The sequence below is a fragment of the Streptomyces sp. NPDC001889 genome (assembly GCF_053594535.1).
On sequence record NZ_JBSFER010000018.1, the window covers coordinates 24300 to 40153 of the forward strand.

A 15854-nucleotide genomic window follows, 5' to 3' on the forward strand; every position below is an offset into this window, starting at 1 on the left:
CCGGGGAGGGTGCCGCGCCGCAAAGGGCAGTGGCTCCTTCCCCCGCTCGGGGTGCTCCCGGCCTGTCCTCGGCCCCGTGCGAGCGCGATGCTGAGGGCGGAGAGCCGACGATCCAGACTGTGAGGTGGGCCGTGAGCGGCGCTGCTGGCCCGGTGGGGCATTCCCGGCTGGGCCGACTGACCGGTGCCGTGGTGCTGCTGGCGCCGCTGCTCGTGGTGGGGTCCGCGTCCGCCCCGCAGGGCGCGCCGAGGCTCACCGCCGAGGCGGTGGACGGCGGGCGCATCGTCTACGCGGGCACCGAGCACCGCAGTCTCGGCCGGGTCGCCGACCCCGGGCGCAGCGATCCGCTGTTCGGGCCCGGCCCGGCCCACTACGACCAGGACCCCTCCGCCCGCGGTGACGTGCTGGTCTTCACCAGCCGGCGCGACACCGCGCGCCCGCAGGTCTATGTGCGGGGCGCGGACGGGGCGGTGCGCAGACTCACCACCGACCGCGACGCGGCCCACCCGGAACTCTCCCCGGACGGGCGGACCGTGGTGTTCGACTCGGGCGAGCCCGCACCGGGCGGGGGGCTCCAGCGCGATCTGTGGACGGTCGGTGCCGACGGCTCCGGACTGCGGCGGCTGACGGACACCGGGGGCGACGAGAGCGCACCGACGTTCTCCCCGGACGGTTCCCGGATCGCGTACTCCGGTGACGGCGGCCCCGCGCGGGGCCGGCAGATCTACGAACGGGCCGTGTCGGGCGGCGCGGCGACCCGGATCAGCGACGGCCCGGCGGGCGACGCGACCGAGCCGGTGTGGAACCCGGTGGACGACGCGGCGCACCGGGCGCTGGTCGCGTACACCCTCGAAGGGGACGACGGGAGCGGGCCCCGGCTCCGGGCGACCGAGGGCCCCGGAACCGACCGTCCGCTGCTGGCCGACGGGCCGGCGAGCTGGCGCACGCACTCGGCGAGCTGGCTCCCGGACGGAAACGATCTGCTCTTCCTCAGCCCCGATCTGAGCTGCGGCTGCGATGACTTCGACCATGTCCACCGGGCGACCGCCTTCACCGGCACCGCGCCGAGGACCGTGCTCAGCGAGGACCGTGCGGTCGACTCGCCGGGGTGGCTCGGCCCGCTGGACTCGGGGTCCGTCGTGGTCGCGCGGACGAGCGCGTCGGCGGCGAACGTCGTGACGCTCCAGGACGTCCGACAGGACGGGTCGGACCCCCGGGACCTCGGGCTGACCCTGCTCAAGGAGGACCCGGCGGCGGCCACGAACACCGACCCCGCCGCCGATCCGCTGTTCAACCCGGCCCCGGGCTTCGACCCGTGGACCGAGCGGCAGAACTACACACCGGACGGCAGGCGCATCGTCGTCACCCGGTTCGAGGACTCGGACGCCGGGCGCGTCGAACGGATCTGGCTGGCCGACGCCGACGGGGCGAACGCGGCGCCGATGCCGCTCGCCGGGCGCGGCCCGCGCGACTGGGACACCGACCCCGCCTTCTCGCCGGACGGCTCCCGGCTGGCGTTCACCAGGACCTCGCCCGGCGGGGTCGGCGGGGCCGCCGGGCCGAGCAGGGTGCTCATCGCGGAGGCCGCCACGGGGGCGATCGTCGGTGAGGTCGTGCCGCCCGCCGGGGAGCCGGCCGGCGGCGACGCGCAGCCGACCTGGTCGTCGGACGGAACCACCCTCGCCTTCACCCGCAACCGGGTGATCCAGGGCGTCGGCGGCAACAAGCACATCTGGACCGTGCCGGTGCGGGCGCTGGACCAGCAGCGGAACCTCAGTGCCACCATCTGTCCCGGTGACTGCGAGGTGATCGACGACAGCCCCGCGTTCTCCCCCGACGGCGGCCGGGTCGCCTTCAACCGCAAGGACGGCGGCGGCCGGGTCAACGAGCGGGCCGGGATCGTGCTGGCCTCGCTCTCCGGCGGGGCGTGCCAGGTCGTGCTCCCGTCCGTCCAGCGGGACAACCCGGACGCCTGTCGCCAGGACATCCCCGACACCTCGGAGACCGGGCCCTTCCAGCCGCGCGACGTTGCCTGGTCGCCGGAGGCGGAGCGGCTGGTGCTCAGTTCGCGCAGGGCGCTCGCGGCGAACTCCCCCGAGCAGCTCTCCGTGCTCGACCTCGCGTCGGGCGATCTGACGCCGTTCGGCACCGGACTGCCCGGGCGGCAGAAGGAGCCCGGCTTCCAGCAGTCGGTCGATCTGTCGCTGAGCGCACCGCCCACCGGGCCCTCGGTGGAGGTGGGTTCCGCCGTGTCGGTGACGGTCACCGTCACCAACCGGGGCCCCGCGCTCTCGCCCGGCACCACGCTGACCGTCGACGCCCCGGTGGGGGTGCGGCTGGAGCGGCTCACCACCCCGGCCGGGACCTGCGCCGCCGGGTCGCCGCAGTGTGATCTCGGAGTGCTGCGGCCCGGGGCCGCCGTGGAGGTCACCGCCCGGCTGACCGGGGTGACGCCGGGGGATCAGCGGGTCGGCTGGTCGGTCGGTGGAGCCGTGCTCGATCCGAACCCTTCGGACAACGCGGCCGGTACGACGGTCCCGGTCCGGGAGGTGACTCCGAGCCCCACCCCGACTCCGAGCCCGACGCCGACGCCCACGCCGAGCCCCACACCGAGCCCCACACCGACACCGACCACATCACCCCGTCCCCCTTCCACTCCCACCCCCACCCCCACCCCGTCGCCCTCGCCTTCGAGTGCGGAACCGACGCGGCCCCCGTCCTCCTCCCCCGAGGCGCCCGAGCCCGAGGCGGGACCCGCCGTCACCGTGCGGGCGCGGCCCAACCCCGGCTTCGTCGGGGGCCGGGTGGTGGTGACGTACACCGTGCGCAACGGGCGGAACGCGCTCGCCACCGGACTGCGGCTGAGGCTCGGACTGCCCGCGCGCGTCCCGGCGGGCTCGCTCCCGGCGGGCTGCGCCGCCGGGGTGTGCGCCCTGCCCGACCTGGAACCGGGGGAATCCACCGTCATCCGGGTCGTGCTCTCGCCGAACCGGGCGCTGAGGACGTCCGTCACCGGGACGCTGACCACGACCGGTACCGACGCCAACCCCCGCGACAATGTCTCCAGGACGGCGCTGCGCATCCTCCAGCCCAGAATCGTCGCGGTGCCGGCCGTCGGCAAGCCGGGCTTCGTCACCTCCGTGCGCGGCAGGGACTTCCCGCCCGGGGCCTCCGTCGCGCTGAGCTGGAAGCCCGGGATCACGGCGACCGCGCCGCCCACCGCCGTACGCGGGAACCGCACCTTCATCGCCCAGTTGCTGATCCTGGCCAAGGACGGGACGGGGCCGCGGGTGATCACCGCCAGGGGGTCGGGGTTCAGCCCGGTGACCACGGACTTCCTGGTGGTCAGCGGCACGATGGTCCCGCCGGACGAGGTGGGGCGGCGGTGATCCACGAGGTGGACGAGGGGCTGCGGCTGCTGCTGGTCGAGGCCGGTGTCCAGGAGAGCGGTGTCGATCTGGTCTTCGACGCGCCGACCAAGGACTGGGCCGCCCGGCGGAACGCCCCCACGGTCAGTGTCTTCCTCCACGGCATCCGGGAGGACGCGAGCCGGCGCCGCACCGGCGCCGCCGAGGAGTACGACGACCAGGGGATGGTGACCGGGCGGTGGACCCCGCCGCGCTGGTTCGAGCTGACCTATCTGGTCACCGCCTGGACCAACCGGCCCCAGGACGAACACCGGCTGCTCTCCGATGTGCTGCGCGCGCTCGTGCGGTCGGATGTGCTGCCCGCCCGGATGCGCACGGGCAGCCTCGCCGAGCTGGGGCTGGCCGTGGAGATCGAGGCGGCGGGCCCGGGCGCCGACGGGCCGTCCGCGGCGGATGTGTGGTCCGCGCTGGGCGGCGAGCTGAAGGCCGCGATCGATCTGCGCGTCCGGGCGCCGCTGGCCGGTGAACGCGGTTCCGCGGGCCCGCCCGTCACCGAGGGGCTGGTGGTGCGGGCGGTCGCCGCGCGGGACGGCGAAGCGGTGGAGCCGGGGCGCCGGCTGCGGTACGGGGACATCCCCGGCCCCGGCGAGCAGGGGTTCGCCGGGATACGTGAACAGCCGTCGCCGCCCGGCCGGCGCAGGCGCCGGGGCGCGGCCCGGTGACCACGGCACAGGGTGTCCGCGCCACCGCCCCACCGCCCGGCACCCCGGCGGCGGACGCCGGGCAGCTCTGGGAACGGCTGGCCCTCGTCGAACGGCGGGTCAGGATCGCGGTGACGGCCCGTCGGGCCGACGATCCGGAACCGGACGATCCGTACCGGGGGCAGTACCTCACCCCCGAGGCGGCGGAACGGATCATGGACTCCCGCGACGCGTTCGCGCCGGTCCCGAACCCGGACCAGGTCCAGAACCCGGACCAGAGCCGGGACCAGGACCAGAGCCAGGACCCGGAACCGGAACCGGAACCGGACCAGGTCCCGGCGCTCGGAGACGCACAGCCGCCGCACCTTCCGCCGGGGAGCCGGCTCCGGCGGCTCGTCGACGGTTTCGGTCTGGCCCCGCTCGACCTGGACCTCCTGCTGGTCGCGATGGCCCCGGACATCGACCACCGTTTCGAGCGGCTCTACGGGTATCTCCACGACGATCTGACCCGCCGCCGGGCGACCGTCGGGCTGGCGCTGGAGCTGTGCGGACTGCCGGCCGCGAGCCCCGGCCGGTTCCGGTTCTCGCCGTCCGCCCCGCTGGTCGCGGGCGGGCTGCTGGAGATCCTGGAGGCCGAGCGCCCCCTGCTCTCACGAGTGCTGCGGGTGCCGGACCGGATCACCGCCCATCTGCTCGGCGACGACGAGATCGACGGGAGGCTGCGGGGCCTGGTCCACGCCGCCGCGCCCGGGCGCGCGCCGGACGACCCGGGGCCCGAGGCCCTGCGGGTGGCGGCGGCGCTGGGCACGGGCAGCGGTCTGGTGCATCTGCTGGACCGGGGAGGCGATCCGGGCGGGCTGGCGGTCGAGGCGGTGCGCGCCGCTGGGCTCCGTCCGCTGGTCGTGGACACCGCGGCGCTCGCCACCGCTCCCGAACCGGGCTCCTTCGTGCGGGCGCTGGCGGCCGAGGCCCGGCTGAGCCGCGGCGGGGTCGTGCTCGGTCCGCTCGAAGCACTCGCCCCCGAACGGCCGGAGGGGGCGCGGCTGCTCGCCGGTCTCTGCGCGGCGGTCGGCGGGACTCCCTTGATCGCCCATGGGAAGCGGACCTGGGACCCGCTGTGGACCCGGGACAGCCCGGTCCCGGTCCGGGTCCTGCCGCCCGGCCCCGATGGCGTGGCCCGGCAGTGGCGCAGGGCGCTCGCGGCGGCCGGCCCGGCCGCTCGCGACGCGGGGGCCGACGAGCGGCTCATCGGGACGGCCGCCGCCCACCGGCTCGACTCCGAGCAGATACGGAAGGCCGCCGCCGTCGCCTCCCGGCTCGCTGCCCTGGAGGAGCGGCCGGTGGACGCGCGGGATCTGCGCACGGCGGTCCGGGCGCAGAACGGCGCGGGTCTGGAGCGGCTCGCCCGCCGCGTGGAGCCCTCGGTCGGCTGGGACGACCTCGTGCTGCCCGCCGGGACCCGTGGCCGGCTGACGGAACTCGCGCTGCGCGCCCGCCACCGGGGACAGGTGCTCGGGCAGTGGCGGATGAGGCCGGGAGGCGGCCGGGGCCGGGGGGTCGTCGCCCTGTTCGCCGGTGAGTCCGGCACGGGCAAGACCATGTCCGCCGAGGTGGTCGCCGCCGACCTGGGCATGGAGCTGTATGTGGTGGACCTCTCCACCGTGGTGGACAAGTACATCGGTGAGACCGAGAAGAACCTCGAAAGGATCTTCACCGAGGCATCCGATGTCAACGGCATCCTGCTGTTCGACGAGGCGGACGCGATCTTCGGGAAGCGCTCTCAGGTCAGGGACGCGCACGACCGGCACGCCAATGTGGAGTCGGCGTATCTGCTCCAGCGGATGGAGTCCTTCGACGGGATCGCGGTGCTCACCACCAATCTGCGGGCCCATCTCGATGAGGCCTTCACCCGGCGCCTCGATGTGATCGCGGAGTTCCCCGTGCCGGACGCCCGGGGGCGACGGGCGCTGTGGGACCGCTGTCTCGGGCCGGCCATCCCGCGCGGCGCGGATCTGGATCTGGATTTCTGCGCGGCGCGGTTCGAGCTGGCGGGCGGGTCGATCCGCGCCTGTGCGGTCACCGCCGCCTATCTGGCGGCGGAGTCGGGGCAGCCGCTCCGGATGGAGCAGGTGGTGTCGGCGGTGCTCCAGGAGTACCGCAAACTCGGCCGGCTGGTTCTGGAGAGCGAGTTCGGCCCCTGGCTGGACCGTGCGCCGGCCGACGGCGGATGACCGTCCGGCGGAGGGCGGAGGGCCGAGGGCCGAGAGGAGCGGGGGGAGGCGAGTGGGGGGCGGGCGCGAGGGGCCGGGGCCTGCGTCCGGGAGGGCGGATGACGCTGCCCCGGGGGACAGCACCCCTGCCCCGCCGGGTACTTCCCTCCGCCGAGCGCGCCGATAGTCTCGTACGGATGCGTCCGCGGGGCGAGCGGCGTCCGATCCCGGGCGGAAGGGTCCAGAGCTGTGCATGCACACGAACGGCCGGCGAGGGCGGCGCGCCCGGCATCCCCGGCGCGAGCGGCGGGGCGTGCGGGGCCGGTGTCCGGTGCCGGGTCCGGTGTCCGCCGTATGACACCCGAGGGGGCGGCGACCCTCCAGCGCACCATCGGCAACGCCGCCGTGGCGCGCATGGTCGAGGCGGAGGCCCAGCGGGAGGCCGGGGCCGGAGGGGAGGCGCCCGGGCCGGAGAGCCGGCGGCCGGTGCAGCGCGCCACGGTGCACGCCGTGCTCCGCTCCCCGGGGCGGGCCCTGGACGACTCCGTCCGCACCGACATGGAGGCCCGGCTGGGGGCGGACTTCTCCGATGTCCGGGTGCACGACGACAGCGCGGCCCGTGCCTCCGCGGCGGAGGTGGGCGCCCGTGCCTACACCTCGGGCAACCATGTCGTGATCGGTGCGGGTGGGGCCGACCCGCACACCCTGGCCCATGAACTCACCCATGTCGTCCAGCAGCGCCAGGGACCGGTCGCCGGCACCGACACCGGTGACGGCCTCAGGATCTCCGATCCGTCGGACCGTTTCGAACGCGAGGCGGAGGCCGGCGCGAGGCGCGCGATGGCCGCGCCGTCCCGGAGCGCGGCCGGGGGCGGGAGGTCCGGTGAGAGCGGGCGGAGCGGCCATGGTCACGAACACGGGCCCGGGCGTGGCGGGCACGGTGCCGGGGCTCCGGTGCAGCGGATGCCCCCGAAGCGGAAGAAGGAGGAAGTGGCCAGCGGCAACAGCCCTCCGCCGCAGCGCCGCAACACCCGGGGAAGCAGCAAGAACTTCGACCTCAACAAGCCGAGACTGGTCTTCACCTCCCAGTACGACGGCCCGGCCTCGCAGCGGCTCAACGCCAACCAGAGCATCGGCTTCACCCAGGCCGCGTCCTTGAGGAACCCGGACGGGGCGCCGCTCTCGGTCGCCACCAACTACCACTTCTGGCAGCAGGTCACCGACCGCAGCGTCCAGATCACCCCCGACAACCCCGCGCCGGGCCAGGAGACCTTCCGGGACTGGGTGCAGGACGGCCCGTACCGGCCGCTCTACAACAACGCGGTGATCGACAACTCGAAGGACCGCATCACCTTCAACGACGACCCCGGGTTCTCCACCGACCGGAGCATGACCCAGGGGTACTGGCTGGCGTCCTACAGCGTCAGCTTCCGCTGGAAGGTCGCGAGGAACACGGGCGCCTTCAACGCCGGCGCCGCCGCGTGGACCAGTCCGGTCGTCACCCACACGCTGACCTCCACCTTCGACCCCGAGAACCCGGACGCACCCGCGCCGATCACGGCCAACGCCGCGGACGAGCACAGCTGGGACATCGATCTGTCCACCGTGGACGGCGGCCAGTGAGCCGCCGTCCGGAGGGCCGGGGCCCGGCCGGGTTCAGCCGGGCAGTCCGGTGTCGACGATCGCGCTGATCTCGATGAGCTGGCCGGGGAAGGTCAGTCCGGTGACACCGACGGCGGTGCTGACCGGGCGGTGGCCGCCGAAGTACGCCCGGTTGCCCCGCGCCATCGCCTCGGCGTGGCGCCCGAAGTCCACCAGGTAGAGGGTCTGCGAGACGATCCGGGCGCGGGTGGCGCCGTAGTGGTCCAGGACCTTGTCGATGTTGGCGTGGGTCCGCCGCATCTGGGCTTCGAAGTCGTCCGGGTGGCGGAAGGCTCCCGTCTCGTCGAGGGAGAGCTGTCCGGAGACATGGATCAGCGCGCCGGACCTGATCGCCTGCGCGTAGCCGAAGGCGCTCTCGGCCGGGACGTTGTGGTGGAAGACATCGAGGTCGCTCATGTTCCGCGCACTCCCTTTGCTCTCTTGTGGTTACTGGGAAACTGTAGGAGAGTGTCCTCCGGTCCGGAAGAACGCACTTCTCAGAAACCGGGGAACCCGATGGTGACCAAGAAGTTCACCGGCTCGCCCGAGGACGCGGATCTGCGGCGCGCGGACTCGCTGGCGCGGGAGATCTTCTCGGATGTGGCCAACAAGTGGGCGTTCCTGATCATCGAGGCGCTCGGCGAACGCACCCTGCGCTTCAGCGAGCTGAGGAACGAGGTCGAGGGCGTCAGCCACAAGATGCTCACCCAGAATCTGCGCATGCTGGAGCGGTACGGCCTGGTCGCGCGGAAGGTGCACCCCACCGTGCCCCCACGGGTCGAGTACACCCTCACCGAGCCGGGCCAGGCCCTGCGGGCCACCGTCGACGGCATGTGCGGCTGGACCCACCGGTATCTCGGCGACATCGAGGCCGCCCGCCGGCGTTTCGACGCCTGAGGCCCCGGTGCGCGGGTGAGGCCGGCACGCCCCGGGTGCGCGGGCCCGCCGGCACCGGGCCGTCGTCGCGGGCCGAGCGGGCGGCCCGGCGGGCCTGTCGCCCCGGGACGGGCGTATGCCATGGTGGGGGCGTGCTCGACGACATGGACCGCAGGATCGTGCAGACGCTGACCCGGGACGGCCGGACCCCCTACACGGGGCTCGCCCGGGATCTCGGCGTCTCCGAGGCGACCGTGCGGCAGCGGGTGTCCCGGCTCCAGGAGAGCGGTGTGCTGCGGATCGTCGCGCTGTGCGACCCGCTGACACTGGGCCATCAGTCGGTACGGCTGATGATCCGGGTCCGGGACCTCACCCCGCGCGCGGTGGCGAAGTCGCTCTCCGGGATGCCGATGATCAACCATGTGGCGCTCTGCGCGGGCAGCCAGGACATCTTCCTGGACGGCACCTGCCGTGATCAGGCGCAGCTGGTGCAGCTGCTGGACGACATCCGGATGCTGCCGGGCGTCTCCCGGGTCCAGGTGCTGCTGCTGCTCGAACACTTCAAGGACTACTCGTGGAGCGGGCTGGCGAGCGCCGTGGGGCAGGGCGTCACCGAGGAGCCGGGCCGGCGGCCGGCGGTCTGAGCGGGGCCGGCGCCGCGGGCGGGCCCACCGCTCCGGGCGGGGCCACCACCGCGGACGGGCCACCACCGCGGACGGGCCCCGACCACGGCGCGGCCACCGGCCGCGCCGGTTTCAGCCGGGGATGATCCGCTCCCCCGGGCGCACCGGGACCTCGCGGAAGCCGGCCCAGAGATACGAGTCCTTGATGACCTCCAGCACGGTCAGCGCCTCGGCGTGCGCGACGCCGTTGACCCGGCGCACCCGCTCGGTGAGCAGCTCCGCGAGGTGTTCGAGGTCGCGGCAGCGCACATCCACGATGAGGTCGTAGGGCCCGACGCAGGACGCCACGTACCGCATCTCGGGCATCCGGGACAGCTCGCGGGCGACCAGGGCGACGGGCACATGGTGGACGCGGACCGCGAGGTGGACCTCCATCTCGCCCATCCGTATCGCGTCCGTCATGCCCACCACCTGGAGCACCCCCTTGCGCTGGAGCCGCTGGTAGCGGGCGCGCACGGAGGCCTCGGAGAGACCGACGGCGCGGCCGATCTCGGCGAAGGAGCGGCGGCCGTCCACCCGGAGCTGGTCGATGATCTGCCGGTCCAGGTCATCGATCATAAGGCGCCTCCAAAGGTGGATGGTACTGACAGCCATCATCACCCATACGTCAAGAGTCGACCATCACACCGACCTCCGGCTGCGATATCCGTGGAAATTACCTCGACTTTCCACGGGATTCGTCTCATCTACATCTTTCCGGCCACTGGCTGATGACCGACGCTGTTCTCCATCGACGCCCCGCCCCGGAGCCAAGGAGAAGAGCGCATGCACAGAACCCCTCCGCCCGACCGACGCCCGCGCCGGACGTCCCGGTGACGGCAGCAGCGCCGCGCTCCGCGCGCCGGGCGGCGGTGACCACGGCGCTTCTCGCGCCTGCCGGGATCACCGTGCTCGGTCTGGTGCTCGTGCCGCTGCTCCTGGTGGTGCGCAACAGCTTCGCCTCCGCCGACGCGTACGGCGGGGTGCGGGGCGGGTACACCCTCACCAACTACCAGGACCTGTTCGAGCCGATCTACCTCAAGGTCTTCGGCTACAGCCTCGGCATGGCGGCCCTGAACACCCTGGTCTGCCTGGTCCTCGGCTATGTCGTCTCGTACTACCTCGCCGGACGCTCCCCGCAGCGCCAGATGCTGCTTCTGCTGCTGATCATCGTGCCGTTCTGGACGGACTTCCTGGTCCGGACGTTCGCCTGGATCAACCTGCTGAGCCCCGGCGGCCCGGTCAACAGCCTCACCGACGCCCTCGGCTTCACCGACGGGCCCACCCAGTGGATACCGAGCCAGGGGGCCTCGTTCATCGGCCTGGTGTACGCCTTCCTGCCGACGGCGATCTTCCCGATCTACGCCTCCCTGCGCGGGGTGGACAACTCGCTCGGCGAGGCCGCCCGCGACCTCGGCTGCGGCTGGTGGCGGGTGCACACCCGGGTCCTGCTGCCGATCGCCCGCCCCGGGATGCTCGCGGCGGCGCTGCTCACCTTCATCCCGACCCTCGGCGTCTTCGTCATCCCCGTGCTGCTCGGCGGCGGCCGGGACCAGCTCGTCGGCAATCTGATCGTGACCCTATACACCGAGTTCCGCAACCAGCCGATGGGCGCCGCGGCCTCCGTGGTCCTGCTGGTGCTGATGGTGGCCTCGATGGCGGTCTTCGGAGTGGCCGCCCGGCGGCTGAGGAGGAAGACGGCATGAAGCACGTCCTCGACACCGTGACGGCCTGGCTGGCCCGGGGCGTCATCGCCTTCCTCTACATCCCGATCGTCGTCGTGGTGGTGCTGTCGTTCAACGACTCCGAGGTCACGTACAAGTGGGCCGGATTCTCCACCCGCTGGTACGGCACGCTCGCCGACAACACCGAACTGCTGGCCGCGCTGCGGGTCAGCGCGGAGGTCGCCCTGATCTCCGCGACCCTCGCCACCGTGTGCGGGCTGCTCTCCGCGATGGGCATGGCCCGGCTGACCAGGCGCCGGCGGGCCGTCTTCTCCGGCGGGCTGTTCCTGCCGCTGATCATTCCCGAGATCGTGCTGGGGGTGGCCCTGTTGTCGGTCTTCGGGGCGCTGAGCGCCGACCTCGGGATGACGACCCTCGTCCTCGGGCATCTGGTGGTGACCCTGCCCTACGCGGCGCTGATCGTCCTCGGCGCGTACAACGCGCTGGACTCCTCGCTCGGGGAGGCCGCGACCGATCTCGGCTGCAACCCCTGGCAGGCGTTTCGGCGGGTGACCCTGCCGCTGCTGCGGCAGCCGCTGCTCGCCGCCTGGCTGCTCTGCTTCACCATCTCGTTCGGCAACATCGTGATGTCGACCTTCACCAACGGCATCGGCTCCACCACCCTGCCGCTGCGGGTGTACTCGATGCTCAAGGGCGGTCTGACACCCGAGATCAACGCCCTGGGCACGCTGCTGGTGCTGTTCACGCTGCTGATCATCCTCGGCGTCGGGCTGCGCCAGATGCGGCAGGTGCTCCTCGGCGGCAAGCAGGGCTAGCCGGCCCCGACCGGCGCCGCGCGCCGCCCGTCCCCCGACGACCCGAAGCATCCCCGCGCCCGCGCACCCCCGCACCGCGCACCCCCGGACCCGCTGAACCCGTGAAAGGCACACCCCCATGCGTACGAGAAGAGTCCCCAGAACCGTCCTCGCCGTCTCCATCGCCACCGTCTCCGCACTGCTCCTCGCCGGCTGCGGCGGCTCCGGCTCCGACGCGGGCTCCGGCGGCGGGAAGAAGCTGAACATCTACGCCTGGGCCGGGGAGATCCCCGAGTCCGTGGTGAAGAAGTTCGAGGCGGAGACCGGGATCGAGGTCACCCTCGACACCTTCGACAGCAACGAGACCATGACCGCCAAGCTCAGTTCCGGCTCGGCCGGCTACGACCTGGTGGAGCCCAGCCAGTACACCGTGCAGCAGCTCATCGGCCAGCAGCTGATCCAGCCGCTCGACCACTCCCGGATCAAGGGCCTGGAGAACCTCGCGGAGAAGTTCCGCGACCCCTCGTACGACAAGGGGAACAAGTACAGCGTCCCGTGGATCTGGGGCACCACGGGCTTCGCCTACAACGACACCTGTATCCCCTCGGCGACCAGCTGGAAGACCCTGTTCGACACGGAGCACCGGGGCAAGGTCTACATGCTGGACAACATGCTGGCGGCCTATATCGCGGGCCTCCAGGTCACCGGCGCCCGCGCCACCAGCACCGACGAGGGCGAGATCGAGGCGGCGACGAAGGCGCTGGAGAACCAGAAGAAGATCCTCGCGGGCTACAACTCCACCAACTACCCGCAACTGCTCTCCAGCGGGCAGGCGTGCGCGGTCCAGGCGTGGAGCGGCACGGCGATGGCGAAGGTCGTCGCCGCCAACGAGAACGTCCACTACGTCATCCCCGAGGAGGGCGGCTCGATCTGGACGGACGGCCTCTCCATCCCGAAGGGCGCGAAGAACACGGACGCCGCCTACCGGTTCATCAACTTCACACTGCGCCCCGAGATCGCCGCGATGGCCACCGACGACGGCGGCAGCGCCAGCACCAACGCCAAGGCGCGCGCGTTCGTCAAGGACAAGAAGGCGCTGGAGAACCCGGCGATCTACGCGTCCGACGAGGCCATCGAGAACGCGGACTTCCTGCTCGACCCGGGCACCGCGATGAAGCACTTCCAGCGGGGCTGGACCAAGGTGAAGGCGTCCTGACATGACCACAGCGATCCTGAAGGACCCGGGGCCGGGCGCACCGGCGGGCCCGCCCGCCGTCCGGCTGACCGGAGTCGGCAAGACCTTCGGCACCACCCCGGCCGTCTCGGACGTGACCCTCGACATCCGGGCGGGTGAGTTCTTCTCCATCCTCGGCCCCTCGGGGTGCGGCAAGACGACCCTGATGCGGATGATCACCGGCTTCGAGACGCCCACCGAGGGCACCGTCGAGCTGGGCGGGGTCCCCTCGACCGGCGTACCGCCGCACAAGCGGGACCTCAACATGCTCTTCCAGAGCTACGCCCTGTTCCCTCATCTCGACGTCGCCGGGAACGTCGCCTTCGAGCTGAAGGTCCGCGGATCCCGGCCGAAGGCGGAGATCGCGGAAGCCGTGCGGGAGGCGCTCGCGCTGGTGCGCCTCGACGGCTACGGCGACCGGGCCATCGGCCGGCTCTCCGGCGGGCAGCGGCAGCGCGTCGCCATCGCACGGGCCCTGATCGGCCGCCCCTCGCTGCTCCTCCTCGACGAGCCGCTGGGCGCCCTCGACCAGAAGCTGCGCGCCGAGATGCAACTGGAGCTGAAGAAGATCCAGCGCGAGGTCGGCGTCACCTTCGTCACCGTCACCCACGACCAGGAGGAGGCGCTGACCATGTCCGACCGCATCGCGGTCATGGACGGCGGCCGGGTGCTCCAGATCGACACCCCGGAAGCCGTCTACGAACGCCCGGCGACCCGGTTCGTCGCCGACTTCATCGGCACCTCCAACTTTCTGGCCGGGACACTCGCCGGCGGGCGCCTCGGGGTGGACGGGCTCGGGAATCTCGCGGTCCCCGACGGCCATGGCCTGGCCGACGGCACCCACGTGCATCTGGCCGTCCGCCCGGAGAACGTCCGGCTCGGCCGCGCGGGCGTGGAGCCGGAGGGCTGCCCCGTCCTCGTGGACGGGGTCCTCCAGCAGATCGTCTACCTCGGCAACGCCACCCGCTACCACCTCACCCTCACGAACGGCGGGGACTTCGTCGCCGAGGTGCGCGGTACGGACGCGGGCGGACCGGCGATCGGCGACCGTGTCGCCGCCGGCTGGCACCCCCGGCACTCACGGGTGCTGGCCGGATGAGCGCGAACCCCCGGCCCGAATCCGCGTCCTGCCCCCACCGCAACCCCCACAGCGAGGAGACACGACCGTGAAGGTCGCCGCAGCCCAGTTCGCCCCGACCGCCGACGCGGCGGCCAACCTCACCGTCATCGAGGAGATGACCCGGGAGGCCGCCGCGGCGGGCGCCGAACTCGTCGTCTTCCCCGAGGAGTCGATGGTCCCGTCGGACACCGACGGCTCCGAGGAGGTGCCGCTCCGCGAACTCGCCGAACGGCACTGGCCCGCCTTCCTCGACGGGCTCACCCGGATCGCGTCCACCCACGGCATCGCGGTCATCGCCGCCGGCTTCGAGGACAGCGGTGAGGCGCTGCCGTACAACACCATGGCCGCCGTGGCCGCGAGCGGGGAGATCCTCGGTCTCTACCGCAAGATGCATCTGTACGACGCCTTCGACTACCGGGAGTCCCGCAGGGTCCAGCGCGGTGACACCGGACCGGTCGTGGTGCGGATCGGCGACTTCAACGTCGGCCTGGTGAACTGCTACGACGTCCGCTTCCCGGAGTTCACCCGGTCGCTGGTGGAGATGGGCGCGGATCTGCTGTCGGTCTCGGCGGCGTGGGTCAAGGGCCCTCTCAAGGAGGACCACTGGGCGACGCTGCTGCGCACCCGGGCCATCGAGAACACCTGCTGGGTCGTGGCGTCCTCGCTGACCACCCCCGACTGCATCGGGATGAGCATGGCCGTCGACCCGCTCGGCGTGGTCCGGGCCGCCCTCGGCGAGGAGGAGCGCTCGCTGCTCGTCGTGGACGCCGACAAGGACCGGATCGACCGGGCCCGCACGGTTCTGCCCGTGCTCCGCAACCGCCGCATCATCATCGGACCGAGGTGACCCGTCATGCCGCTCGACCTGCGTGAACTGCCCGCCCCTCTCGACGGGGAACTCGCCGGGAAACTCCGGAGGGTGGACTTCCCCACCCTCGGCCACTATCTGGAGGAGGGCTTCTGCGACCCCCTGCTCCAGCGGCAGGCCGGAACCGAGCGGATCGTCGGCCGGGCCGTGACCGTGCGGATCACCGCGACGGACTCCACGGTGCTGCACCACGCCGCCGGGCTGGTCGAACCCGGTGACGTGGTCGTGGTCGACTGCGGCGGCGACCGGCGGCACGCGCCGCTGGGCGAGGTCGTCGCCAACGCGCTGGCCTCCCGCGGCGCCGCGGGCGCCGTGGTGGACGGCCTGTGCACCGACATCGACGCGCTGCGCGCCCTCGGGCTGCCGGTGTACGCGTACGGGCGCACCGCCCTGACCACCAAGCTGCACGGGATCGCGGACGGTTCGCTGTGCGCGCCGGTCGTCTGCGGCGGTGTCCCGGTCCACGCCGGTGACCTCGTCCTCGGCGATGCCAATGGTGTGATCATCGCCCCCGCCGCGCGGCTCGCGGCCGTCGTCGACGAGGCCCTCGCCGACGACGCGGAGGAACCCGCCCTCGTCGCGGAGGTCTGGCGGGGCGAGCCGCTGGGCTCGCTGACCGGTGCCACCCGGGCGCTCCGGCGGCTGGGCTGAACCGCCTCCCGTCCCGGACTCCCCCTCTCCCCCATCCGCTTGCC

The 15854-nt window shown here is 72.8% G+C and carries 14 protein-coding genes; 12 read left to right on the forward strand and 2 right to left on the reverse strand.

Features of this window, described 5'->3' with window-relative positions:
- Window positions 1-131: 131 nt before the first annotated feature.
- The 4 genes from ACWCRA_RS21545 (at window position 132) to ACWCRA_RS21560 (ending at window position 7902) form a co-directional block, all read left to right on the forward strand.
- Window positions 132-3389: a hypothetical protein gene (locus tag ACWCRA_RS21545; protein ID WP_451068346.1), complete on the forward strand. Its 3258-nt coding sequence runs from the start codon at window positions 132-134 to the stop codon at window positions 3387-3389.
- Window positions 3386-4090 carry a DUF4255 domain-containing protein gene (locus ACWCRA_RS21550; RefSeq protein ID WP_351558569.1) on the forward strand — a complete coding sequence of 235 codons (705 nt, stop codon included), beginning with the start codon at window positions 3386-3388 and terminating at the stop codon, window positions 4088-4090. The genes ACWCRA_RS21545 and ACWCRA_RS21550 overlap by 4 nt, the downstream gene beginning before the upstream one ends.
- Window positions 4087-6300 carry an ATP-binding protein gene (locus ACWCRA_RS21555; RefSeq protein WP_451068347.1) on the forward strand — a complete coding sequence of 738 codons (2214 nt, stop codon included), beginning with the start codon at window positions 4087-4089 and terminating at the stop codon, window positions 6298-6300. Before ACWCRA_RS21550 ends, ACWCRA_RS21555 begins: the two co-directional genes overlap by 4 nt.
- Window positions 6301-6633: 333 nt before the next feature.
- Window positions 6634-7902, forward strand: a complete 1269-nt coding sequence (locus tag ACWCRA_RS21560) for an eCIS core domain-containing protein (protein ID WP_451068348.1) — start codon at window positions 6634-6636, stop codon at window positions 7900-7902.
- 33 nt (window positions 7903-7935) lie between these two features.
- Here the strand turns inward: ACWCRA_RS21560 and ACWCRA_RS21565 are convergent, their stop codons facing one another.
- Window positions 7936-8337, reverse strand: coding sequence for a RidA family protein (locus ACWCRA_RS21565; protein ID WP_451068349.1), 402 nt, complete (start codon window positions 8335-8337; stop codon window positions 7936-7938).
- Window positions 8338-8436: 99 nt separating this feature from the next.
- Here ACWCRA_RS21565 and ACWCRA_RS21570 point away from each other — a divergent pair, with 99 nt between their 5' ends.
- The gene (locus tag ACWCRA_RS21570; protein WP_351558562.1) at window positions 8437-8817 is read left to right on the forward strand and encodes a winged helix-turn-helix transcriptional regulator; all 381 of its coding nucleotides are present in this window, start codon (window positions 8437-8439) and stop codon (window positions 8815-8817) included.
- A 131-nt stretch (window positions 8818-8948) separates the two neighbouring features.
- Window positions 8949-9440, forward strand: a complete 492-nt coding sequence (locus ACWCRA_RS21575; protein WP_351558560.1) for an Lrp/AsnC family transcriptional regulator — start codon at window positions 8949-8951, stop codon at window positions 9438-9440.
- 111 nt (window positions 9441-9551) lie between these two features.
- On the opposite strand, the gene ACWCRA_RS21580 is transcribed toward ACWCRA_RS21575, so the two are convergent.
- The gene (locus ACWCRA_RS21580; RefSeq protein WP_351558558.1) at window positions 9552-10037 is read right to left on the reverse strand and encodes an Lrp/AsnC family transcriptional regulator; all 486 of its coding nucleotides are present in this window, start codon (window positions 10035-10037) and stop codon (window positions 9552-9554) included.
- Window positions 10038-10291: 254 nt separating this feature from the next.
- Between ACWCRA_RS21580 and ACWCRA_RS21585 the strand changes: the two genes are divergently transcribed.
- The 6 genes from ACWCRA_RS21585 (at window position 10292) to ACWCRA_RS21610 (ending at window position 15810) form a co-directional block, all read left to right on the forward strand.
- Window positions 10292-11164, forward strand: coding sequence for an ABC transporter permease (locus tag ACWCRA_RS21585; RefSeq protein ID WP_351558556.1), 873 nt, complete (start codon window positions 10292-10294; stop codon window positions 11162-11164).
- Window positions 11161-11958, forward strand: coding sequence for an ABC transporter permease (locus tag ACWCRA_RS21590; protein WP_351558554.1), 798 nt, complete (start codon window positions 11161-11163; stop codon window positions 11956-11958). The genes ACWCRA_RS21585 and ACWCRA_RS21590 overlap by 4 nt, the downstream gene beginning before the upstream one ends.
- A gap of 118 nt (window positions 11959-12076) precedes the next feature.
- A complete protein-coding gene (locus tag ACWCRA_RS21595) occupies window positions 12077-13153 on the forward strand; it encodes an ABC transporter substrate-binding protein (RefSeq protein ID WP_351558552.1) in 1077 nt (358 codons plus the stop codon).
- Window position 13154: 1 nt separating this feature from the next.
- Window positions 13155-14270, forward strand: coding sequence for an ABC transporter ATP-binding protein (locus ACWCRA_RS21600; RefSeq protein WP_351558550.1), 1116 nt, complete (start codon window positions 13155-13157; stop codon window positions 14268-14270).
- Window positions 14271-14337: 67 nt separating this feature from the next.
- Window positions 14338-15138, forward strand: coding sequence for a carbon-nitrogen hydrolase family protein (locus ACWCRA_RS21605; protein ID WP_351558548.1), 801 nt, complete (start codon window positions 14338-14340; stop codon window positions 15136-15138).
- 6 nt (window positions 15139-15144) lie between these two features.
- Window positions 15145-15810, forward strand: coding sequence for an RraA family protein (locus tag ACWCRA_RS21610; RefSeq protein ID WP_351558546.1), 666 nt, complete (start codon window positions 15145-15147; stop codon window positions 15808-15810).
- Window positions 15811-15854 lie beyond the last annotated feature (44 nt).